This is a genomic window from Enterobacter sp. R4-368 (assembly GCF_000410515.1).
Classification (GTDB): Bacteria; Pseudomonadota; Gammaproteobacteria; order Enterobacterales; family Enterobacteriaceae; genus Kosakonia.
Window position 1 is genome coordinate 3229853 of sequence record NC_021500.1, and the last position, 22074, is coordinate 3251926.

A 22074-nucleotide genomic window follows, 5' to 3' on the forward strand; every position below is an offset into this window, starting at 1 on the left:
CGGCGCACACCGTCACTTTTTACTGTACTGCGCAAACCATGCCAGCATCCGCTGCCAGCCATCAGCGGCGGATTCTGCGTGATAGCTCGGACGATAGTCCGCATTAAACGCGTGGCCCGCTTCGGGGTAGACGATGATTTCCGCTTTGGCGTTCGCGGCTCTCAGCGCCTGGCGCATGGTTTCCACGCTCTCCAGCGGAATGCCGGTATCCTGCGCGCCATATAAACCGAGCACTGGCGCGGTAAGTTCAGTGGCAATATCCACCGGATGGCGCGGAGAATTAAGTGATTTTTCCCCCACCAGCTTGCCATACCAGGCGACGGCGGCTTTCAACTGCGGATTGTGCGCGGCATACAGCCAGGCGATACGCCCGCCCCAGCAAAAACCGGTCACTAAGAGTTGGTGAGCGTTCCCGCCGTTACGCGCCGCCCAGCTGGCGACGTGATCCAAATCGGCAAGCACTTGCGCGTCCGGTACTTTGCTTACCAGGCCGCTCAGCAGGGTTTGAATATCGGCAAAATCATTCGGATCGCCCTGACGGAAGTAGAGCTCCGGCGCGATGGCGAGATAGCCCTCCAGCGCCAGACGGCGGCACAGATCGCGAATATGTTCATGCACGCCGAAAATTTCCTGTACCACAATGACAATCGGCAAGGGACCTTCTGCATTTTTCGGCCGGGCATGAAAAGCGGGCATATTTTCGCCCTGTGTCGGAATAGACGTTTCGCCTGCGATTAAGGCGTCTTCCGACGTATGAACAACGGTTGAAGCAAGGGGTGAAGCCGCAGGTGCAAAGCCTGGTGTGTTGTTGGTTGTCATGGCATTCTCCATACCTTTTTTAGCGCTTCAATAACTATAGACGGGAAGGCCTGCCGCGCGCGCAAATCACCGTGCCGTAGACTATCTTTGCTGCTGAGTTGTGGGATGTGTCATGTTAGTGTGATGTAAGTCACTAATTTATGGAAATGAACTGCAATCAGTTTAATTCATGGTGATATCAGTCACGAAATTATGTCCGTGCCTTCTGTAAAGTATCTTTTTGCCTCTACTGATAAAACCGACCACAGAGGAGTCTGTTATGTCCAAGTCTGATGTTTTTCATCTCGGCCTCACCAAAAACGATTTACAAGGGGCTACGCTGGCCATCGTCCCTGGCGATCCGGAGCGTGTGGAAAAGATCGCCGCGCTGATGGATAAGCCGGTCAAACTGGCATCCCACCGCGAATTCACCAGCTGGCGCGCAGAGCTGGATGGCAAACCGGTTATCGTTTGTTCCACCGGCATCGGCGGCCCGTCAACCTCTATCGCCGTAGAAGAACTGGCGCAGCTTGGCATCCGCACTTTCCTGCGTGTGGGCACCACCGGTGCGATTCAGCCGCACATCAATGTTGGCGACGTGCTGATCACCACCGCGTCCGTGCGCCTTGATGGCGCGAGCCTGCACTTTGCGCCGATGGAGTACCCGGCGGTGGCGGATTTTGAGTGCACTACCGCGCTGGTTGCCGCAGCGGATGCGATTGGCGCAACGAAACATATCGGCGTGACTGCCTCTTCTGACACCTTCTACCCAGGCCAGGAGCGTTACGACACCTTCTCTGGCCGCGTGGTGAGCCGCTTTAAAGGTTCCATGGAAGAGTGGCAATCCATGGGCGTAATGAACTATGAAATGGAATCCGCCACGCTGCTGACCATGTGCGCGAGCCAGGGGCTGCGTGCCGGTATGGTTGCCGGTGTGATTGTAAACCGCACCCAGCAAGAGATCCCGAATGCGGAAACCATGAAGCAGACCGAAAGTCACGCGGTGAAAATCGTGGTGGAAGCGGCGCGTCGTCTTCTGTAATTCACCTCCCCGTTTGCTAAGGCCGACGCGTTCGGCCTTTTCTTTTTGCGTACTGCTTCGCAGGAAAACCCCTTCCAAACTGGACGTTTATACAGCACAATCCTCCGCTATATGCGTTATCACTAAGGGGACGTGGTGGACACTTCAATCATCGTCATGGCAGCCGTTGCGCTGGCGGGTTTACTGGTCGGCTGGCTGGCAGCAAGCTGGCGCGGGGCGCAACAGCAGGCGGATCTGCTCGCGGAGCAGCGAGATGTCTTTAGCGAACTGAGCGCCGCCCGGCAGCAGATAACCCAAAACGAACACTGGCGCGAAGAGTGCGAGCTGCTCAATAACGAGCTGCGCAGCCTGCAACATATCAATAGCTCGCTGGAAGCTGATTTGCGCGAAGTGACGACCCGACTGGAAGCTACCCAGTTACATGCCGAAGAGAAGCTGCGCCAGATGCACAGCAGCGAGCAGCGCTTGAGCGAGCAGTTCGAAAATCTCGCTAACCGCATCTTTGAGCAGAGCAATCGCCGCGTCGATGAACAAAACCGACAAAGTCTGAACGGTCTGCTAACGCCGCTGCGCGAGCAGCTTGATGGCTTTCGTCGCCAGGTGCAGGAGAGTTTTGGTCAGGAAGCGCGTGAACGGCATACGCTGGCGCATGAAATTCGCAACCTGCAACAGCTCAATGCCCAGATGGCGCAGGAAGCGATTAACCTGACGCGCGCGCTGAAAGGCGATAACAAAACCCAGGGTAACTGGGGGGAAGTGGTGCTGACCCGCGTGCTGGAAGCCTCTGGTCTGCGTGAAGGTTATGAATACGAAACCCAGGTCAGTATTGAAAATGACCATCGCGCGCGAATGCAGCCGGATGTGATCGTGCGTCTGCCGCAGGGCAAAGACGTGGTAATCGACGCCAAAATGACGCTGGTCGCCTATGAACGTTACTTCAATGCCGACGACGACTTTACGCGCGAAGGCGCGTTACAGGAACATATCGCCTCGGTACGCAACCATATTCGTCTGCTTGGTCGTAAGGATTATCAGCAACTGCCGGGGTTGCGCAGCCTGGATTATGTGTTGATGTTTATCCCGGTGGAGCCGGCCTTTTTGATTGCGCTGGACAGGCAGCCCGAACTGATCACCGAAGCGCTGAAAAATAACATTATGCTGGTCAGCCCGACGACACTGCTGGTGGCGCTACGCACCATCGCCAACCTGTGGCGGTATGAACACCAAAGCCGCAATGCGCAGCAGATCGCGGAGCGGGCGAGCCGCCTGTATGACAAAATGCGCCTGTTCGTTGACGATATGTCATCCATTGGCCAGAGTCTGGATAAAGCGCAGGACAATTACCGTCAGGCGATGAAAAAACTGAGTTCCGGGCGCGGCAATCTGCTGGCCCAGGCCGAGGCGTTTCGCGGGCTCGGTGTCGAAATCAAACGCGAGATTAATCCGGAATTGGCGGCGCAAGCACAGGATCAGGACGAAGAGTTTCGTTTGCGTTCCGGGCAAAACGATTCCCTCGATTGCTTTGAAGACAATGCATTAGAGAGCATGGCCGCGGACGAGGAGCCCGAATCGAAGGCTTCTTCGGGTGGTTGAATCGTAGGGCAATCGCCTCCAATCTGATACACTTCACAAACAATTTCTTGAATAGCAGGCACTAAGATGGCGGAAGATTCAAAAGAGACAACACACTTTGGTTTTCAGACCGTCGCCAAAGAAAACAAAGCCGACATGGTGGCGCATGTCTTCCATTCGGTCGCTTCAAAATATGACGTCATGAACGATCTGATGTCGATGGGCATTCACCGTTTATGGAAGCGCTTTACCATTGATTGCAGCGGCGTGCGTCGCGGGCAGAAAGTTCTCGATCTGGCCGGTGGTACGGGCGATCTGACGGCGAAGTTCTCCCGCCTGGTGGGTGAAACCGGCCAGGTTGTGCTGGCAGATATTAACGACTCGATGCTGAAAATGGGGCGCGAGAAACTGCGCAACCTCGGTGTGATCGGTAACGTAGAGTATGTGCAGGCAAATGCTGAAGCCTTGCCGTTCCCGGACAATACTTTCGACTGCATCACCATCTCGTTTGGTCTGCGTAACGTGACGGAAAAAGAGAAAGCGCTGCGCTCCATGTTCCGCGTTTTGAAACCGGGCGGTCGCCTGCTGGTGCTCGAATTTTCCAAGCCAATTATTGAACCGCTGAGCAAAGCCTATGACGCTTACTCTTTCCACGTCCTGCCGCGTATTGGTCAACTGGTAGCAAACGACGCGGAAAGCTATCGCTATCTTGCTGAATCCATCCGTATGCACCCCGATCAGGACACCCTGAAAGCGATGATGCAGGACGCCGGTTTCGAAAACGTCGATTACTACAACATGACGGCCGGTATCGTTGCTCTGCACCGTGGCTACAAATTCTGACAGGAGTGCGTATGCCTTTTAAGCCGATGGTTGCCGCCGGAATTGAACGTGTATTGAATACGTTTTTATACCGTGAAGGCGCGCTGAAACCCGCGCGCCAGCGTTTGCATGGCAAGGTGTTGCGCGTAGTGCTGCAAGAGTTCTCTTCCCCCTTTGTGCTGGTGTTCAGTGAGCGCCAGATTGATGTATTAGGCGAGTGGGAAGGTGAGGCCGACTGTTCCGTGATTACGCAACTGCGGGTACTGCCGAAGCTGCGTGACCGCCAGCAGCTGACTGCGCTTATTCGCAGCGGCGAGCTGGAAGTGCAGGGCGATATCCAGGTGGTGCAAAACCTGGTTTCGCTGATGGATTTGGCGGAATTCGATCCTGCCGAGATCCTCGCACCATGGACAGGCGATATCGCCGCTGAGGGGATCAGTAAATTCCTGCGCGGCGGGGCACGCTTTCTGCAACACGGTTTTCAACGCCAGCAACGCTATGTCGCTGAAGTGCTGACGGAAGAGTGGCGCCTTGCGCCGGGCGCACTGGAAGTTGCCTGGTTTGCTGAAGAAACGGCTGCTGTGGAAAGGGCTGCGGATGCCTTAGCCAAACGCCTGGATAAACTGGAGGGCAAATGACGCCTGGAGAATTACGGCGCCTCTATTTCATCATCCAAACCTTTTTAAGTTACGGGCTTGATGAGCTCATTCCCAAAATGCGTATCACTCTGCCGCTGCGGTTATGGCGGCGGACGCTGTTCTGGATGCCGAACCGGCACAAAGAAAAATTGCTTGGGGAACGCCTGCGTCTTGCCTTGCAGGAACTGGGGCCGGTGTGGATTAAGTTCGGGCAAATGTTGTCTACTCGCCGCGATTTATTCCCGCCGCTGATTGCCGATCAACTGGCAATGTTGCAGGACCGCGTTGCGCCTTTCGATGGTCATCTCGCCAAAAAGCAGATTGAAAAAGCGATGGGTGATCTGCCGGTGGAAACCTGGTTTGATGACTTCGCCATCGAACCGCTGGCCTCTGCGTCCATTGCGCAGGTGCATACAGCACGGTTGAAAGAGAGTGGCAAAGAGGTGGTGATTAAGGTCATCCGCCCGGACATCCTGCCGGTGATCAAAGCGGATTTGAAACTGATTTACCGCCTGGCGGGCTGGGTTCCACGCCTGTTACCGGACGGTCGTCGTCTGCGCCCGCGTGAAGTGGTGCGCGAGTATGAGAAGACGCTGATTGATGAGCTGGATCTGCTGCGTGAAGCCGCTAACGCGATCCAGTTGCGCCGCAACTTTGAAAACAGCCCAATGCTGTACGTGCCGGAAATCTACTCGGATTATTGCAGCCAAAATATGCTGGTAATGGAGCGTATTTATGGCATTCCGGTTTCCGATGTGGCGGCGCTGGAGAAAAACGGCACCAATTTAAAATTGCTGGCCGAACGCGGTGTGCAGGTCTTTTTCACCCAGGTTTTCCGCGACAGCTTTTTCCATGCCGACATGCACCCTGGCAATATTTTCGTCAGCTACGATCACCCGGAAGATCCGCAATATATCGGTATTGACTGCGGTATTGTCGGTTCGCTGAACAAAGAAGATAAGCGCTACCTGGCGGAAAACTTTATTGCCTTCTTTAACCGCGACTATCGCAAAGTGGCGGAGCTGCATGTGGATTCAGGCTGGGTTCCGCCGGATACCAATGTAGAAGAGTTTGAGTTTGCCATTCGCACCGTGTGTGAGCCGATCTTTGAAAAGCCGCTGGCGGAAATCTCCTTTGGGCATGTGCTGCTCAACCTCTTCAATACGGCACGTCGCTTTAATATGGAAGTGCAGCCGCAACTGGTCCTGTTGCAGAAAACATTGCTCTATATCGAAGGTGTCGGCCGTCAGCTCTATCCGCAACTGGATTTATGGAAAACCGCGAAACCTTTCCTTGAAACGTGGATCAAAGATCAGGTGGGTATTCCGGCGCTGGTCAGAGCGTTGAAAGAGAAAGGCCCATTCTGGATCGAGAAAATGCCGGAAATTCCTGAACTGATCTACAACGGGTTGCAGCAAGGCAAGCATTTGCAGCAAAGCGTGGATAAGATAGCCAGTGAATTACAGGCAAACCATGTGCGCCAGGGGCAATCACGCTATCTGTTTGGTATTGGCGCGACGCTCTTACTGAGCGGTACGCTGTTACTGATTAATCGACCAGAGTGGGGTTTAACGCCTGCATGGCTAATGGTAGGTGGCGTTCTGGCCTGGTTTGTGGGTTGGTATAAAACACGTTAAGCGAAACGCCGCCCGGTTGGGCCTGGTGCACAGAAGCTGTCAACAAAGAGGCAGCTTAATGGATAAAGTGTATACTGGGGCCTGTTTTTAACATCATCTGTTACAGAGGACTATGTATGGGTGGTATCAGCATTTGGCAGTTGTTGATTATTGCGGTCATCGTGGTGCTGCTGTTTGGCACCAAAAAGCTCGGTTCTATAGGTTCAGACCTTGGCGCATCCATCAAAGGCTTCAAAAAGGCTATGGGTGATGACGATAAAGAGGAAAAGCAGGATAAATCGGCACAAGATGCGGATTTTACGGCAACGTCTCTTTCCGACAGCAAGACATCCGACGACGCTAAAAAAGACGAAAAACGTCACGACAAAGAGCAGGTGTAATTCGTGTTCGATATAGGTTTTGGCGAACTGTTACTCGTTTTCATCATTGGCCTCGTGGTATTAGGGCCGCAACGGCTACCTGTGGCTGTGCGCACTGTAGCGGGCTGGGTCCGCGCGCTGCGCTCGCTGGCAACGACGGTGCAGAATGAACTGACGCAGGAACTGAAGCTGCAGGAGTTCCAGGACAGCCTGAAAAAGGTGGAAAAAGCGAGCCTGGAAAACCTGACGCCAGAGTTAAAGCAGTCGATGGATGAGCTGCGCCAGGCGGCGGAATCAATGAAGCGCTCCTATAGCGCTAACGATGCCGAAAAAGCCAGTGATGAAGCTCATACCATCCATAACCCGGTGGTGAAAGATAACGACGCGCAGCATGAAGGCGTTACGCCTGCCGCCGCTGAAAATCAGGCCAGTTCGCCACAGCAAGTCCCCGATGCTGCAGAAACGAAAAAAGTGCCGCAGGTGACTACCACGGTGCAAACGGCCTCGCCGGTTTCCGACTCCACACCTTCTTCAAGTGATAAATCCTGAACATGGCTGTAGACGATACCCAACCGCTGATCGCACACCTTATTGAGCTGCGTAAGCGTCTGCTGAACTGCATTATCGCTGTTATCGTGATTTTCCTCGCGCTGGTTTACTTCGCGAATGATATTTACCAACTGGTTTCCGCACCGCTCATCAAGCAGATGCCATTGGGCGCGACGATGATCGCCACCGACGTGGCCTCGCCGTTTTTTACGCCGATCAAACTGACCTTTATGGTGTCGCTGATCCTTTCCGCGCCGGTCATTTTGTATCAGGTCTGGGCGTTTGTCGCTCCGGCGTTATACAAGCATGAACGTCGTCTGGTGGTGCCACTGCTGGTTTCCAGTTCGTTGCTGTTTTACATCGGCATGGCATTCGCCTATTTCGTAGTGTTCCCGCTGGCCTTCGGTTTCCTGACACACACCGCGCCGGAAGGCGTGCAGGTTTCTACCGATATTGCCAGTTATCTTAGCTTCGTGATGGCGCTGTTTATGGCTTTCGGCGTCTCGTTTGAAGTGCCGGTTGCTATCGTGCTGCTGTGCTGGATGGGCGTGACCACGCCTGCGGACTTGCGGCAAAAACGTCCGTACGTTTTGGTTGGCGCGTTCGTTATTGGTATGTTGCTAACGCCACCGGATGTCTTCTCGCAGACCTTACTGGCAATACCGATGTATTGCCTGTTCGAAGTCGGCGTCTTTTTTGCTCGCTTCTACGTCGGTAAGCGCCGCATTCCGGATGAAGAGAACGAAACAGAAACCAGCGAAGAGTAATTACCAGCCGCCCGTCAGGGCGGTTGTTGTATGGGAAAAAACATGTTTGATATCGGTGTGAATTTAACCAGCAGCCAGTTTGCAAAAGACCGGGATGAGATCGTGGCACGGGCGCAAGCGGCGGGTGTGGCGGGTATGCTCATTACCGGAACTAACCTGCATGAAAGCCAGCAGGCACAGCAACTTGCTCAACGCTATCGTCATTGCTGGTCCACTGCCGGTGTGCATCCGCATGACAGTAGTGGCTGGACCGATGAAACCGCAGAGACGATCCGCACGCTGGCCGCTACAGCGGAAGTCGTTGCCGTGGGTGAATGTGGGCTGGATTTCAACCGCAATTTTTCGACGCCGCAGGAGCAGGAGTACGCTTTCGGTGCGCAGCTGTCGCTGGCCGCCGAGCTAAACATGCCGGTGTTTCTGCACTGCCGCGATGCGCATGAACGGTTCCTGGCGCTGCTGGATCCGTGGCTGGATAAGTTGCCTGGTGCGGTGCTGCACTGTTTCACCGGTTCGGCGCAGGAAGCACGAGAGTGTCTCGATCGCGGCATCTACTTAGGCATTACCGGCTGGGTGTGCGATGAACGTCGCGGGTTGGAATTACGTGAAGTGGTTCCGCTGATCCCCGCCGGGCAGCTATTGATTGAAACCGATGCGCCCTACTTGTTGCCGCGCGATCTTAAACCAAAGCCTGCGTCGCGGCGTAATGAACCGGCACTGCTGGGGCATATTCTTGCCACAGTTGCCGTGCTTCGTGGGGAAGAGGTTCAGTGGCTGGGTTCAGTAACGGATCAAAACGTGCGACGGTTATTCGGCGTGGATTTTTAACGCGACGCTCACGCCTTGCGAAAATCGGTGTTCTTGACGCTTTGCAGTACCTGCTTGTTAAGCAGGTGGAGTAAGAGCATGGAGCGCGCCTCGCCGTCCGGCTCTTTAAAGATTGCCTGTAAACCTTCGAGTGCACCCTCGGTGATCACCACATCATCGCCTGGATAAGGCGTGTCAGGGTCGGTAATCCCTTCTGGCTGATAGAGCGAAAGTTGCTGAATGACGGATTGCGGAACGGTTGCCGGATGCATACCAAAGCGGACGAAATGGCTGACGCCGCGCGTGGCGTTGATCGTGGTGGTATGAATCACCTCAGGATCAAACTCCACAAACAAATAGTTCGGGAAAAGAGGTTCGTTCACTGTTGTGCGTTTGCCGCGCACCATTTTTTCCAGTGCAATCATAGGCGTCAGACAGCTGACCGCCTGGCGTTCTAAGTGTTCCTGGGCGCGCTGGAGCTGGCCACGTTTGCAGTAAAGTAGATACCAGGATCGCATAATGACTCTTTTCCGTAAGTTCGGGCGCAAGAATATCAAAACCGCAGCATGATGGCTAAGTTGATTATAACCTGCGCCAAAAGATGTCGTTGTAATTCACGCAGATTTAACAAAAATACAGCAACCGCCGGGCGAACACCGTATAATATGCCCCTTACCTGGAGGCGATAATAGACCGCATGAAATACAACGACCTACGCGACTTCCTGACCCTGCTTGAGCAGCAGGGCGAGCTGAAACGCATCACTCTTCCGGTTGACCCTTATCTGGAAATGACGGAAATAGCCGATCGCACGCTACGTGCGGGTGGCCCGGCGTTGTTATTTGAAAATCCCAAAGGTTACACCATGCCGGTGCTGTGCAACTTATTTGGCACGCCGCGCCGCGTAGCGCTGGGCATGGGGCAAGAGGATGTCAGCGCGTTGCGGGACGTGGGCAAACTGCTGGCGTTTCTCAAAGAACCGGAGCCGCCAAAAGGTTTTCGCGATCTCTTTGATAAACTGCCGCAGTTTAAGCAAGTGCTTAACATGCCGACAAAGCGTCTGCGCGGTGCTCCTTGCCAGCAAAAAGTAGTGCAGGGTGATGACGTGGATCTGCGCAACATCCCGATTATGCAGTGCTGGCCCGAAGACGCCGCGCCGCTGATCACCTGGGGGCTGACCGTGACGCGTGGCCCGCACAAAGAGCGGCAGAACCTGGGTATTTATCGCCAACAGCTGATCGGTAAAAACAAATTAATCATGCGCTGGCTTTCCCATCGCGGCGGTGCGCTCGATTTCCAGGAGTGGCAGGCAGCGCATCCTGGCGAACGTTTCCCGGTTGCTGTGGCGCTGGGCGCCGATCCGGCAACCATCCTTGGTGCAGTAACGCCGGTGCCGGATACGCTTTCTGAATATGCTTTCGCCGGGCTTCTGCGCGGCACAAAAACCGAAGTGGTGAAGTGCGTATCCAGCGATCTTGAAGTTCCCGCCAGTGCAGAAATCGTGCTGGAAGGCTATATTGAGCCAGGTGAGATGGCGCCGGAAGGGCCGTATGGCGATCACACCGGTTATTACAACGAAGTTGATAATTTCCCGGTGTTTACGGTTACCCATATTACGCAGCGCGAAGATGCGATTTACCACTCCACTTATACTGGCCGTCCGCCAGATGAGCCGGCAGTGCTGGGCGTGGCACTAAACGAAGTGTTCGTGCCGATCCTGCAAAAGCAGTTCCCGGAAATCGTTGATTTTTACCTGCCGCCGGAAGGGTGCTCCTATCGCCTGGCGGTAGTCACCATGAAGAAACAGTACCCCGGTCACGCCAAGCGCGTGATGATGGGCGTCTGGTCTTTCCTGCGTCAGTTTATGTACACCAAATTTGTGATCGTGTGCGATGACGATGTGAACGCCCGCGACTGGAATGACGTTATTTGGGCGATTACCACCCGAATGGATCCTGCGAGGGATACGGTTCTGGTGGAAAACACGCCGATTGATTATCTGGATTTTGCCTCGCCGGTTTCCGGACTGGGCTCCAAAATGGGACTGGATGCCACCAATAAATGGCCGGGCGAGACCCAGCGTGAATGGGGCCGCCCCATCAAGAAAGACCCGGAAGTTACGGCAAGAATCGACGCCATCTGGGATGAACTGGCCATACTGAACGACGAAAATAGACCCGACAGAGAGAGCGCATGACAACCTTAAGCTGTAAAGTGACCTCGGTAGAGGCCATCACTGATACCGTATATCGTGTCCGTTTAGTGCCGGAGGCGGCTTTTTCGTTCCGCGCGGGCCAGTATCTGATGGTGGTGATGGATGAGCGAGACAAGCGCCCGTTCTCGATGGCCTCGACGCCGGATCAGCATGATTTTATCGAACTGCATATTGGCGCGTCTGAGCTGAATCTCTACGCGATGGCGGTGATGGATCGCATTCTGAAAGATCGGGAAATCGTTATCGATATTCCGCACGGCGAGGCCTGGCTGCGTGACGATGAAGAGCGTCCGATGGTGCTGATTGCCGGTGGTACCGGCTTCTCCTATGTCCGCTCTATTTTGCTGACTTCTCTGGCGCAAAACCCGAATCGTGACATCACCATTTACTGGGGTGGTCGCGAAGAGAAACATCTCTACGATTTAAGCGAGCTGGAAGCGTTGTCGGTAGATCATCCGAATCTGCGTGTTGTGCCCGTCGTTGAGCAGCCGGAAGCGGGCTGGCGCGGCCGCTCTGGCACCGTGCTGGCTGCGGTATTGCAGGATTTCGGTTCGCTGGCCGAGCACGATATCTATATTGCAGGCCGTTTCGAGATGGCGAAAATTGCCCGCGATCTGTTCTGTAATGAGCGCGGTGCGCGTGAAGATCGCCTGTTTGGCGATGCGTTTGCGTTTATCTAAGCCTGTCTTCACCTTTGTCACTCTGGCCGCGCTGGCTGCCTTCGCTTTCCCCGGTCACATAGTTCACTATGCTGCCGGGGAATGATTTATTCCTGCCCTGATCTGCCGCCAGCAGCTTTGATATCGCCTTTTCTCTTTACTCTATGCGGTGGTTGCCTGCCGGATAACAGAAATAAAAAACCCGCCCCTGACAGGCGGGAAGAACGGCAACTAAACCTTCTCTTTACCCTTGACGCCATCGCGTGTTGGCTACTTTCGCTCACCCCGGTTACATACCACTATGCTGCCGGGTATTCACTCAGTTGCCGTCTTGCTCTGGCACCAATGGCTTGACAGACCTTTTCTCTTTGCCCTAATCGCCATCCGCACTGCTGGCTGCTTTTGCTCACCCCGGCTGCGTGCCGGGGATCCGCTCTGTTGCTGCCTTGCTCTGGCGTTCATGGTATTGAGATAGCACTTTTCCTGCCTGAAGCGCTAAACGCGTTCAAACACCGTAGCGATCCCCTGACCTAACCCGATGCACATGGTCGCCAGACCAAATTGTGCGTCTTTACGTTCCATCAGGTTCAGCAGCGTGGTGCTGATACGTGTTCCTGAGCAGCCCAGCGGGTGACCAAGCGCAATCGCGCCGCCGTTGAGGTTGATCTTCTCATCGATCTGCTCCATAAGGCCCAGATCTTTAATACACGGCAGGATCTGCGCGGCAAACGCTTCATTCATCTCAAACAGGTCGATATCGCTGGCGGTCAATCCGGCTTTTTTCAGCGCCAGTTGAGAGGCCGGAACCGGGCCATAGCCCATGATCGACGGATCGCAGCCAACCACCGCCATCGAACGAATGCGCGCGCGCGGCTTCAGACCTAGCTCACGGGCGCGGCTCTCGCTCATCACCAGCATGGCTGATGCACCGTCTGACAACGCGGAAGAGGTGCCAGCGGTAACGGTGCCGCTTACCGGATCAAAGGCCGGGCGCAGCGTTGACAGTGCTTCGACCGTGGTTTCCGGGCGGATCACTTCGTCATAGGTAAACTGTTTCAGTACGCCGTCCGCATCGTGGCCGCCGGTAGGGATTAACTCATTTTTAAACGCACCAGATTGCGTCGCGGCCCAGGCGCGGGCATGGGAGCGAGCGGCAAAGGCATCCTGCATTTCACGGCTGATGCCGTGCATGCGCGATAACATTTCCGCGGTAAGCCCCATCATTCCCGCCGCTTTCGCGACGTTACGGCTCATGCCCGGATGAAAATCAACGCCGTGACTCATCGGTACATGGCCCATATGTTCCACGCCGCCGACCATACAAACCTGCGCATCGCCGGTCATGATCATACGCGCGGCATCGTGTAAGGCCTGCATTGAGGAGCCGCAAAGACGGTTAACCGTTACGGCGGGTACAGAATGTGGGATCTCAGCCAGCAGCGCGGCGTTACGGGCAATGTTGAAGCCCTGTTCCAGCGTCTGCTGCACACAACCCCAGTAAATGTCGTCGATGGCGGTGGCGTCCAGCGCCGGGTTACGCGCCAGCAGGCTACGCATCAGGTGAGCGGAAAGATCTTCCGCCCGCACATTGCGAAATGCGCCGCCTTTTGAACGGCCCATCGGGGTGCGAATCGCATCGACAATGACAACGTGTTCCATTGTGACTCCTTAAGCCGTTTTCAAATCGCCCACCGGGCGCGCAGGTTCAACCGCAGGATAGTAAGGTTCATTGTGGCGCGCTTTTTCACGCAGCCCGGCCGGCACTTCATACAGCGGGCCAAGGTGCTGATAATGCTGCGCCATATCGAGGTATTTCGCGCTGCCGAGCGTATCCAGCCAGCGGAACGCACCGCCGTGGAACGGAGGGAAGCCCAGGCCGTAAACCAGCGCCATATCTGCTTCTGCGGGGCTGGCGATAATGCCTTCTTCAAGGCAACGCACCACTTCGTTGACCATCGGGATCATCATGCGCGCGATAATGTCGTCGTCGCTGAAATCCTGTTTGCCTTTGCTGATTTCCGCCAGCATACCGTCCACGGCGCTGTCTTCTTCTTTCTTCGGTTTGCCTTTGCTGTCTTCTTTATAGCGCCAGAAACCGAGGCCATTTTTCTGTCCAAAGCGGTTAGCGTCGAATAGCGCGTCAATCGCATCGCGATAATCTTTCTGCATCCGCTGCGGGAATCCAGCCGCCATTACTGCCTGCGCGTGATGTGCGGTGTCAATGCCAACGACATCCAGCAGATAAGCCGGGCCCATCGGCCAGCCGAACTGTTTTTCCATCACTTTGTCGACTTTGCGGAAATCCGCGCCGTCGCGCAGCAACTGGCTGAAACCGGCAAAGTAGGGGAACAGCACGCGGTTCACAAAGAAACCTGGGCAGTCGTTGACCACAATCGGCGTTTTGCCCATTTTGCTCGCCCAGGCCACCACTTTCGCGATGGTGTCGTCAGAGGTTTTCTCGCCGCGAATGACCTCAACCAGTGGCATACGGTGCACCGGGTTGAAGAAGTGCATGCCGCAGAAATTTTCCGGCCGCTTCAGCACACTTGCCAGTTCGCTGATGGGAATGGTGGAGGTGTTGGAGGCCAAAACGGTATCCGGGCGAACCTTGTCTTCTGTTTCCGCCAGCACCGCTTTTTTCACTTTCGGGTTTTCTACCACTGCTTCAACCACCACATCGACACGCTCAATACCAGCGTATTCCAGCGTTGGCTGAATAGTGGCAATCACGTTCGCCAGCTTCAGGCCATCGATCTTGCCGCGTTCAAGCTGCTTATTCAGCAACTTACCAGCTTCATTAATGCCAAGCGCGAGGGATTTCTCATTGATATCTTTCATTAATACCGGCACGCCTTTCCAGGCCGACTGGTAAGCGATACCGCCGCCCATAATGCCAGCACCCAGCACAGCAGCATGTTTTGGCGTTTCAGTATCTTTGGTGAGTTTCTTCGCTTTGCCTTTTACATACTGGTCATTGAGGAAAATGCCGACCAGCGCGCGGGCTTCGTTGGTATGTGCGAGCGGAACAAAACTCTGGTTTTCCAGCTTCAGCGCTTCTTCGCGGCCAAATCTGGCGGCGGCTTCAATGGTTTTAACCGCAGTGATCGGCGCCGGGTAATGTTTTCCGGCGGTTTGCATCACCATGCCTTTGGCGATGGTAAAGCTCATGGCGGCTTCGATTTTACTCAGCTTCAACGGCTCCAGTTTCGGCTGGCGTTTGGCTTTCCAGTCGAGATCGCCATTAATCGCCTGACGCAGGATCGCCACCGCGCCATCGCGCAATTTCTCCGGTTTGACGATGCCATCGACCAGGCCGATTTTCAGCGCTTGTTCCGCGCCGACATCTTTCCCGGCGGCGATGATCTCCAGTGCGCTATCGGCACCCAGCAAACGTGGCATGCGCACCGATCCGCCAAAGCCCGGCATAATGCCGAGTTTGGTTTCCGGCAGGCCAATGCGCAGATCCGGCGTGGCTAAGCGGTAGTCTGTCGCCAGCACACATTCGCAGCCGCCACCGAGGGCATAGCCATTTACAGCGGAGATCGTCGGAACGGGCAGATCTTCCAGACGATTAAAGACGCTGTTGGCGAAGTGCAGCCATTGGCTCAACTGTTCTTCCGGAACCAGGAACAGGGAGAGGAATTCGGTGATATCGGCACCGACAATAAAGGCCGCTTTTTCCGAGCGCAGCAGCAGCCCTTTTAAATCTGATTGCTTTTCCAGCACGCCCAACGCTTCGCCAAGGCTGGCGACGGTAGCGGTATCAAGCTTGTTAACTGAGCCAGGCGCATCGAACACCAGTTCGGCGATGCCGTCTTCCAGCCAGTCGAGGTACAGGTTATTGCCTTTGTAGAGCATGTCAGTCTCCTGAATCCAGCGGTGATCTGGTCGTACCAGATGAAGCGGAGTGTGGTTTTTATGTTAATAAAATGCAAACAACTCATTAAAAAAATGCAGCGCCGATCACGCTCGGCGGAAATCACTCAGTTGCGGGCAGGTGTGCTAAGATGCGAAAACTTGAGGTCACAAGAAACAGAAGGAAAAACGATGGACTCACTGGCTGAACTTTATAAAAATCATATTGTTACTTTACAGGAACGCACCCGTGATGTGCTGGCGCGGTTTAAACTCGACGCATTACTTATTCACTCCGGCGAGTTGTTTAACGTCTTTCTTGATGACCACCCTTATCCGTTTAAAGTGAATCCGCAATTTAAAGCCTGGGTGCCGGTAACGCAGGTGCCGAACTGCTGGCTGCTGGTTGATGGCGTGAATAAACCGAAGCTGTGGTTCTACTTGCCGGTGGACTACTGGCACAACGTAGAGCCGTTGCCGACCAGTTTCTGGACCGAAGAGATTGACGTTATTGCGTTGCCAAAAGCGGACGGTATTGGCAACCAACTGCCAGCCGCACGCGGCAACATCGCTTATATTGGGCCTGTTGCGGAACGCGCGTTGAGCCTTGATATCGCGGCAAGCAATATCAACCCGAAAGGGGTGATCGATTATCTGCATTATTACCGCGCGTATAAAACCGATTATGAACTGGCGTGCATGCGTGAAGCGCAGAAGACGGCGGTGATTGGTCATCGCGCAGCGCATGAGGCGTTCCAGTCTGGCATGAGTGAGTTCGACATCAATCTCGCCTATCTGACCGCCACCGGCCATCGCGATACTGACGTGCCTTATGGCAACATTGTTGCGCTGAACGAACACGCCGCTGTGCTGCATTACACCAAGCTCGACCATCGCGCACCGGCGGAAATGCGCAGTTTCTTGCTGGATGCAGGCGCGGAGTACAACGGCTATGCCGCTGACCTGACCCGTACCTGGGCGGCGAACAGCGACACCGATTACGCGCAACTGGTGAAAGACGTTAATGATGAACAACTGGCGCTGATTGCCACCATGAAAGCGGGTGTCAATTACGTGGAGTACCATGTGCAGTTCCATCAGCGCATCGCGAAGTTGCTGCGTCGCCACCAAATCATCACCGATATCAGTGAAGAAGCCATGGTTGAGGAGGACATTACCGGGCCGTTTATGCCGCACGGTATTGGTCACCCGCTTGGCTTGCAAGTGCATGATGTCGCTGGTTTTATGCAAGACGACAGCGGTACGCATCTGGCTGCGCCATCGAAATACCCGTATCTGCGCTGCACGCGTGTGATGGAACCGCGCATGGTGCTGACCATCGAGCCGGGTATTTACTTTATTGAGTCGCTGTTAGCGCCGTGGCGTGAAGGCCCGCTCAGCAAGCATTTTAACTGGCAGAAGATTGATGCGCTGAAACCGTTTGGCGGCATTCGTATTGAAGATAACGTGGTTATCCACGAAAACGGTATTGAAAACATGACGCGGGACCAGAAGCTGGCGTAATGGAGAGCTGGCTGATCCCGGCGGCACCGGTCACCTTTAGCGAGGAGATCAAAAAGAGCCGCTTTATTACGCTGCTGGCGCATACGGACGGTGTTGACGCAGCAAAAGCGTTTGTTGACGCGGTTCGGGCGGAACATCCGGACGCGCGTCATCACTGTGTAGCGTGGGTCGCTGGCGCGCCGGATGATTCGCAGCAGTTAGGCTTTTCTGACGATGGCGAACCGGCAGGCACGGCGGGTAAACCGATACTCTCGCAGTTAATGGGCAGCGGTATCGGCGAAATTACCGCCGTAGTTGTGCGATATTATGGCGGCGTGCTGCTGGGAACCGGTGGGCTGGTGAAAGCTTATGGCGGCGGGGTGCAGCAGGCGTTAAGCCTGTTAACCACCGTCCGCAAAATGCCATTAACCGAATATACTTTGTGGTGCGATTACGCACAGCTCGCCGGAGTTGAAACGCTGCTTGGGCAATTTGAGGGGAAAATTGTCGCAAGCGAGTATCAGGCCTCCGTGCATCTGCGAGTGGCGCTTCCTCACAGCAGACTGGACGCATTTTCAGCAAGGCTTGCGGATTTTAGTCGTGGCGCATTGCAATTGTTAAAAACTGAAGAATAATCCCCCACCTGATTTTCTGAACACCTAAGGAAGCGGCAGAGATGCAATTTCGCGCCATAACCCGAATCGTTGGACTGCTGGTTATCCTCTTTTCCGGAACGATGATCTTACCCGGACTGGTAGCCCTTATTTACCGCGATGGTGCGGGTCGTGCATTTACCCAGACCTTTTTCGCTGCGTTGGTAATTGGCTCCATCCTGTGGTGGCCAAACCGTCGGGAGAAAAAGGAACTGAAATCCCGCGAAGGCTTTTTGATCGTCGTGCTGTTCTGGACCGTGCTGGGGAGTGTGGGTGCGCTGCCGTTTATTTTCTCGGAAAGCCCGAACCTGACGGTGACCGACGCCTTTTTTGAATCCTTCTCTGGCCTGACGACAACCGGGGCCACCACGCTGGTGGGGCTGGATTCGTTGCCGCATGCCATCCTCTTCTACCGCCAGATGCTGCAATGGTTTGGTGGGATGGGGATCATTGTCCTGGCGGTCGCGATACTGCCGATTCTTGGCGTGGGGGGGATGCAGCTTTACCGCGCGGAGATGCCAGGACCACTGAAAGATAACAAAATGCGCCCGCGTATTGCCGAAACGGCAAAAACGCTGTGGCTTATTTATGTGTTGCTGACCGTAGCGTGCGCGCTGGCGCTGTGGTTTGCCGGGATGCCCGCTTTTGATGCCATCGGCCATAGCTTTGCGACCATCGCCATTGGCGGCTTCTCGACACATGATGCCAGCGTGGGTTACTTCAATAGCCCAACCATTAACACCATCATTGCTATCTTCTTATTGATCTCCGGCTGTAATTACGGCCTGCACTTCTCTTTGCTGAGCGGGCGCAGCCTGAAAGTTTACTGGCGCGATCCTGAATTCAGAATGTTTATCGGCGTGCAACTGACGCTGGTGGTGATCTGCACCGTGGTGCTGTGGTTCCACGATGTTTACAGCTCTGCGGTAACGACGGTGAACCAGGCTTTCTTTCAGGTGGTGTCGATGGCGACCACTGCCGGGTTTACCACTGACAGTATTGCGCGTTGGCCGCTGTTCTTGCCGGTGCTGCTACTGTGTTCGGCGTTTATTGGTGGCTGTGCGGGTTCTACCGGTGGTGGTTTGAAAGTGATCCGTATATTGCTGCTGTTCAAGCAGGGTAACCGCGAGCTGAAACGTCTGGTGCACCCGAATGCGGTTTACAGCATTAAGCTGGGGAATCGCGCTTTGCCGGAACGTATTCTTGAAGCAGTGTGGGGATTCTTCTCTGCTTATGCGCTGGTGTTTATTGTCAGCATGCTGGCGATTATCGCCACAGGCGTGGATGACTTTTCTGCTTTTGCTTCCGTTGTCGCCACGCTGAATAACCTGGGGCCAGGGCTGGGCGTAGTTGCTGATAATTTCGCGAGCATGAACCCGGTGGCGAAGTGGATCCTCATCGCGAATATGCTGTTTGGTCGCCTTGAAGTCTTCACATTGTTGGTACTGTTTACCCCAACTTTCTGGCGCGAATAAGGGAGTGTGACGTGAAAACATTGATTCTATTTTCGACCCGGGATGGGCAAACGCGGGAAATCGCCTCTTATCTGGCGTCCGAGCTGAAAGAGCTTGGTGTCTATGCTGATGTGGTGAACCTGAACCGTACGCCAGATATTGAATGGGATAACTACGAGCGCGTGGTGATTGGTGCATCTATCCGATACGGCCATTTCCACCCGGCGCTGGCGAGCTTCGTGAAAAAGCACCTGCAGCAGCTGAATGCGCTACCGAGCGCGTTCTACTCCGTTAACCTTGTTGCGCGTAAGCCTGAGAAAAGCTCTCCGCAAACCAATAACTATACCCGTAAATTTTTGCTCTCTTCACCGTGGCAGCCAGATCAGTGCGCGGTATTTGCCGGTGCGTTGCGTTATCCACATTATCGTTGGTATGACCGCTTGATGATTCAACTGATTATGAAGATGACCGGTGGCGAAACGGATCCGACTAAGGAAGTTGTCTATACCAACTGGCAGCATGTGGCGAGTTTTGCCCGCGAAATCGCTCAATTAAAGTGCAAATCGACCGATTAGCGGCCGTTGCGACTGAAAATTAAGCGAACGAAAACTTTTTTTAAATTTATGCTTGTCAGCGGGAATTAACTCCCTATAATGCGCCTCCACTGACACGGCACAACGGCAAACACACCGGCCTGTCAGGTGAAGAAACCTGAAAATAAACAGTTGACTTCACGGCGGGAAAGCGTAGTATACGCAACCCGCGCCGCAGCAAAAAAAAAGCGAGGCGGCACCGCTCTTTAACAATTTATCAGACAATCTGTGTGGGCACTCAGGGTGACTGGATTCTTGACGTCGCAAGACGAAAAATGAATACCAAGTCTCAACGAGTGAACACGTAATTCATTACGAAGTTTAATTCATTGAGCATCAAACTTTTAAATTGAAGAGTTTGATCATGGCTCAGATTGAACGCTGGCGGCAGGCCTAACACATGCAAGTCGAACGGTAGCACAGAGAGCTTGCTCTCGGGTGACGAGTGGCGGACGGGTGAGTAATGTCTGGGAAACTGCCTGATGGAGGGGGATAACTACTGGAAACGGTAGCTAATACCGCATAACGTCGCAAGACCAAAGAGGGGGACCTTCGGGCCTCTTGCCATCAGATGTGCCCAGATGGGATTAGCTAGTAGGTGGGGTAACGGCTCACCTAGGCGACGATCCCTAGCTGGTCTGAGAGGATGACCAGCCACACTGGAACTGAGACACGGTCCAGACTCCTACGGGAGGCAGCAGTGGGGAATATTGCACAATGGGCGCAAGCCTGATGCAGCCATGCCGCGTGTATGAAGAAGGCCTTCGGGTTGTAAAGTACTTTCAGCGGGGAGGAAGGGAGTAAGGTTAATAACCTTGCTCATTGACGTTACCCGCAGAAGAAGCACCGGCTAACTCCGTGCCAGCAGCCGCGGTAATACGGAGGGTGCAAGCGTTAATCGGAATTACTGGGCGTAAAGCGCACGCAGGCGGTCTGTCAAGTCGGATGTGAAATCCCCGGGCTCAACCTGGGAACTGCATCCGAAACTGGCAGGCTTGAGTCTCGTAGAGGGAGGTAGAATTCCAGGTGTAGCGGTGAAATGCGTAGAGATCTGGAGGAATACCGGTGGCGAAGGCGGCCTCCTGGACGAAGACTGACGCTCAGGTGCGAAAGCGTGGGGAGCAAACAGGATTAGATACCCTGGTAGTCCACGCCGTAAACGATGTCTATTTGGAGGTTGTGCCCTTGAGGCGTGGCTTCCGGAGCTAACGCGTTAAATAGACCGCCTGGGGAGTACGGCCGCAAGGTTAAAACTCAAATGAATTGACGGGGGCCCGCACAAGCGGTGGAGCATGTGGTTTAATTCGATGCAACGCGAAGAACCTTACCTGGTCTTGACATCCACAGAACTTTCCAGAGATGGATTGGTGCCTTCGGGAACTGTGAGACAGGTGCTGCATGGCTGTCGTCAGCTCGTGTTGTGAAATGTTGGGTTAAGTCCCGCAACGAGCGCAACCCTTATCCTTTGTTGCCAGCGGTTAGGCCGGGAACTCAAAGGAGACTGCCAGTGATAAACTGGAGGAAGGTGGGGATGACGTCAAGTCATCATGGCCCTTACGACCAGGGCTACACACGTGCTACAATGGCGCATACAAAGAGAAGCGACCTCGCGAGAGCAAGCGGACCTCATAAAGTGCGTCGTAGTCCGGATTGGAGTCTGCAACTCGACTCCATGAAGTCGGAATCGCTAGTAATCGTGGATCAGAATGCCACGGTGAATACGTTCCCGGGCCTTGTACACACCGCCCGTCACACCATGGGAGTGGGTTGCAAAAGAAGTAGGTAGCTTAACCTTCGGGAGGGCGCTTACCACTTTGTGATTCATGACTGGGGTGAAGTCGTAACAAGGTAACCGTAGGGGAACCTGCGGTTGGATCACCTCCTTACCTTAAAGAACCTGCCCCTGCAGTGTCCACACAGATTGTCTGATGAAAAGTGAATAGCAAGGCGTCTTGCGAGCGAGACTTTACGTCCCCTTCGTCTAGAGGCCCAGGACACCGCCCTTTCACGGCGGTAACAGGGGTTCGAATCCCCTAGGGGACGCCACTTGCGCGGGAATGTGTGAAAGGCGTTGCCACCGTATCTCAAAACTGACTCACGAGTCATGTTTGAGATATTTGCTCTTTAAAAATCTGGATCAAGCTGAAAATTGAA

General features: G+C 54.4%; 19 protein-coding genes, 1 tRNA gene and 1 rRNA gene. 17 read left to right on the forward strand and 4 right to left on the reverse strand.

Annotated features, from left to right (window positions below; all coding sequences use genetic code 11):
• Window positions 1–12 precede the first annotated feature (12 nt).
• Window positions 13–819 (reverse strand): dienelactone hydrolase family protein, encoded by an 807-nt coding sequence (locus tag H650_RS15235; RefSeq protein ID WP_020456035.1) that lies wholly within the window; start codon window positions 817–819, stop codon window positions 13–15.
• 259 nt (window positions 820–1078) lie between these two features.
• Here H650_RS15235 and udp point away from each other — a divergent pair, with 259 nt between their 5' ends.
• The 9 genes from udp (at window position 1079) to tatD (ending at window position 9009) form a co-directional block, all read left to right on the forward strand.
• Window positions 1079–1840, forward strand: a complete 762-nt coding sequence (udp, locus tag H650_RS15240) for a uridine phosphorylase (RefSeq protein ID WP_020456036.1) — start codon at window positions 1079–1081, stop codon at window positions 1838–1840.
• Window positions 1841–1975: 135 nt separating this feature from the next.
• Window positions 1976–3433, forward strand: coding sequence for a DNA recombination protein RmuC (gene rmuC / locus H650_RS15245; RefSeq protein WP_044489543.1), 1458 nt, complete (start codon window positions 1976–1978; stop codon window positions 3431–3433).
• 66 nt (window positions 3434–3499) lie between these two features.
• Window positions 3500–4255 (forward strand): bifunctional demethylmenaquinone methyltransferase/2-methoxy-6-polyprenyl-1,4-benzoquinol methylase UbiE, encoded by a 756-nt coding sequence (gene ubiE / locus H650_RS15250; RefSeq protein WP_020456038.1) that lies wholly within the window; start codon window positions 3500–3502, stop codon window positions 4253–4255.
• Window positions 4256–4266: 11 nt separating this feature from the next.
• Window positions 4267–4872, forward strand: a complete 606-nt coding sequence (ubiJ, locus tag H650_RS15255) for a ubiquinone biosynthesis protein UbiJ (RefSeq protein WP_020456039.1) — start codon at window positions 4267–4269, stop codon at window positions 4870–4872.
• On the forward strand, window positions 4869–6509 hold the full coding sequence (gene ubiB / locus H650_RS15260) for a ubiquinone biosynthesis regulatory protein kinase UbiB (RefSeq protein WP_020456040.1): 1641 nt from the start codon (window positions 4869–4871) through the stop codon (window positions 6507–6509). The genes ubiJ and ubiB overlap by 4 nt, the downstream gene beginning before the upstream one ends.
• A gap of 116 nt (window positions 6510–6625) precedes the next feature.
• Window positions 6626–6889: a Sec-independent protein translocase subunit TatA gene (gene tatA / locus H650_RS15265; protein ID WP_020456041.1), complete on the forward strand. Its 264-nt coding sequence runs from the start codon at window positions 6626–6628 to the stop codon at window positions 6887–6889.
• A gap of 3 nt (window positions 6890–6892) precedes the next feature.
• Window positions 6893–7417 carry a Sec-independent protein translocase protein TatB gene (tatB, locus tag H650_RS15270; RefSeq protein ID WP_020456042.1) on the forward strand — a complete coding sequence of 175 codons (525 nt, stop codon included), beginning with the start codon at window positions 6893–6895 and terminating at the stop codon, window positions 7415–7417.
• Between the two features lie 2 nt (window positions 7418–7419).
• Window positions 7420–8184: a Sec-independent protein translocase subunit TatC gene (gene tatC, locus H650_RS15275; RefSeq protein ID WP_020456043.1), complete on the forward strand. Its 765-nt coding sequence runs from the start codon at window positions 7420–7422 to the stop codon at window positions 8182–8184.
• 42 nt (window positions 8185–8226) lie between these two features.
• Window positions 8227–9009, forward strand: a complete 783-nt coding sequence (tatD, locus tag H650_RS15280; RefSeq protein ID WP_189660070.1) for a 3'-5' ssDNA/RNA exonuclease TatD — start codon at window positions 8227–8229, stop codon at window positions 9007–9009.
• Between the two features lie 8 nt (window positions 9010–9017).
• Here tatD and rfaH read toward each other — a convergent pair whose 3' ends face one another.
• Complete coding sequence (rfaH, locus tag H650_RS15285) at window positions 9018–9506, reverse strand: transcription/translation regulatory transformer protein RfaH (RefSeq protein ID WP_017459761.1); 489 nt, start codon at window positions 9504–9506, stop codon at window positions 9018–9020.
• A 170-nt stretch (window positions 9507–9676) separates the two neighbouring features.
• Here rfaH and ubiD point away from each other — a divergent pair, with 170 nt between their 5' ends.
• Together ubiD and fre are read left to right on the forward strand one after the other, a co-directional pair.
• On the forward strand, window positions 9677–11185 hold the full coding sequence (gene ubiD, locus H650_RS15290; protein WP_170956385.1) for a 4-hydroxy-3-polyprenylbenzoate decarboxylase: 1509 nt from the start codon (window positions 9677–9679) through the stop codon (window positions 11183–11185).
• Window positions 11182–11883 carry an NAD(P)H-flavin reductase gene (fre, locus tag H650_RS15295; protein ID WP_017459763.1) on the forward strand — a complete coding sequence of 234 codons (702 nt, stop codon included), beginning with the start codon at window positions 11182–11184 and terminating at the stop codon, window positions 11881–11883. Before ubiD ends, fre begins: the two co-directional genes overlap by 4 nt.
• A gap of 474 nt (window positions 11884–12357) precedes the next feature.
• On the opposite strand, the gene fadA is transcribed toward fre, so the two are convergent.
• Both fadA and fadB read right to left on the reverse strand, forming a co-directional pair.
• Complete coding sequence (gene fadA / locus H650_RS15300) at window positions 12358–13521, reverse strand: acetyl-CoA C-acyltransferase FadA (protein WP_020456046.1); 1164 nt, start codon at window positions 13519–13521, stop codon at window positions 12358–12360.
• A 9-nt stretch (window positions 13522–13530) separates the two neighbouring features.
• Window positions 13531–15720: a fatty acid oxidation complex subunit alpha FadB gene (fadB, locus tag H650_RS15305; RefSeq protein ID WP_020456047.1), complete on the reverse strand. Its 2190-nt coding sequence runs from the start codon at window positions 15718–15720 to the stop codon at window positions 13531–13533.
• Between the two features lie 189 nt (window positions 15721–15909).
• On the opposite strand from fadB, the gene pepQ reads away from it, so the two are divergent.
• The 6 genes from pepQ (at window position 15910) to H650_RS15335 (ending at window position 21966) form a co-directional block, all read left to right on the forward strand.
• Complete coding sequence (gene pepQ / locus H650_RS15310) at window positions 15910–17241, forward strand: Xaa-Pro dipeptidase (RefSeq protein WP_020456048.1); 1332 nt, start codon at window positions 15910–15912, stop codon at window positions 17239–17241.
• Window positions 17241–17855, forward strand: a complete 615-nt coding sequence (locus H650_RS15315) for an IMPACT family protein (protein WP_020456049.1) — start codon at window positions 17241–17243, stop codon at window positions 17853–17855. The genes pepQ and H650_RS15315 overlap by 1 nt, the downstream gene beginning before the upstream one ends.
• A 41-nt stretch (window positions 17856–17896) precedes the next feature.
• A complete protein-coding gene (gene trkH, locus H650_RS15320; RefSeq protein WP_020456050.1) occupies window positions 17897–19348 on the forward strand; it encodes a Trk system potassium transporter TrkH in 1452 nt (483 codons plus the stop codon).
• 11 nt (window positions 19349–19359) lie between these two features.
• Complete coding sequence (gene hemG / locus H650_RS15325) at window positions 19360–19902, forward strand: menaquinone-dependent protoporphyrinogen IX dehydrogenase (RefSeq protein ID WP_020456051.1); 543 nt, start codon at window positions 19360–19362, stop codon at window positions 19900–19902.
• A 364-nt stretch (window positions 19903–20266) separates the two neighbouring features.
• Window positions 20267–21806, forward strand: a 16S ribosomal RNA gene (locus H650_RS15330).
• Between the two features lie 84 nt (window positions 21807–21890).
• A tRNA-Glu gene (locus tag H650_RS15335) sits at window positions 21891–21966 on the forward strand.
• Window positions 21967–22074 lie beyond the last annotated feature (108 nt).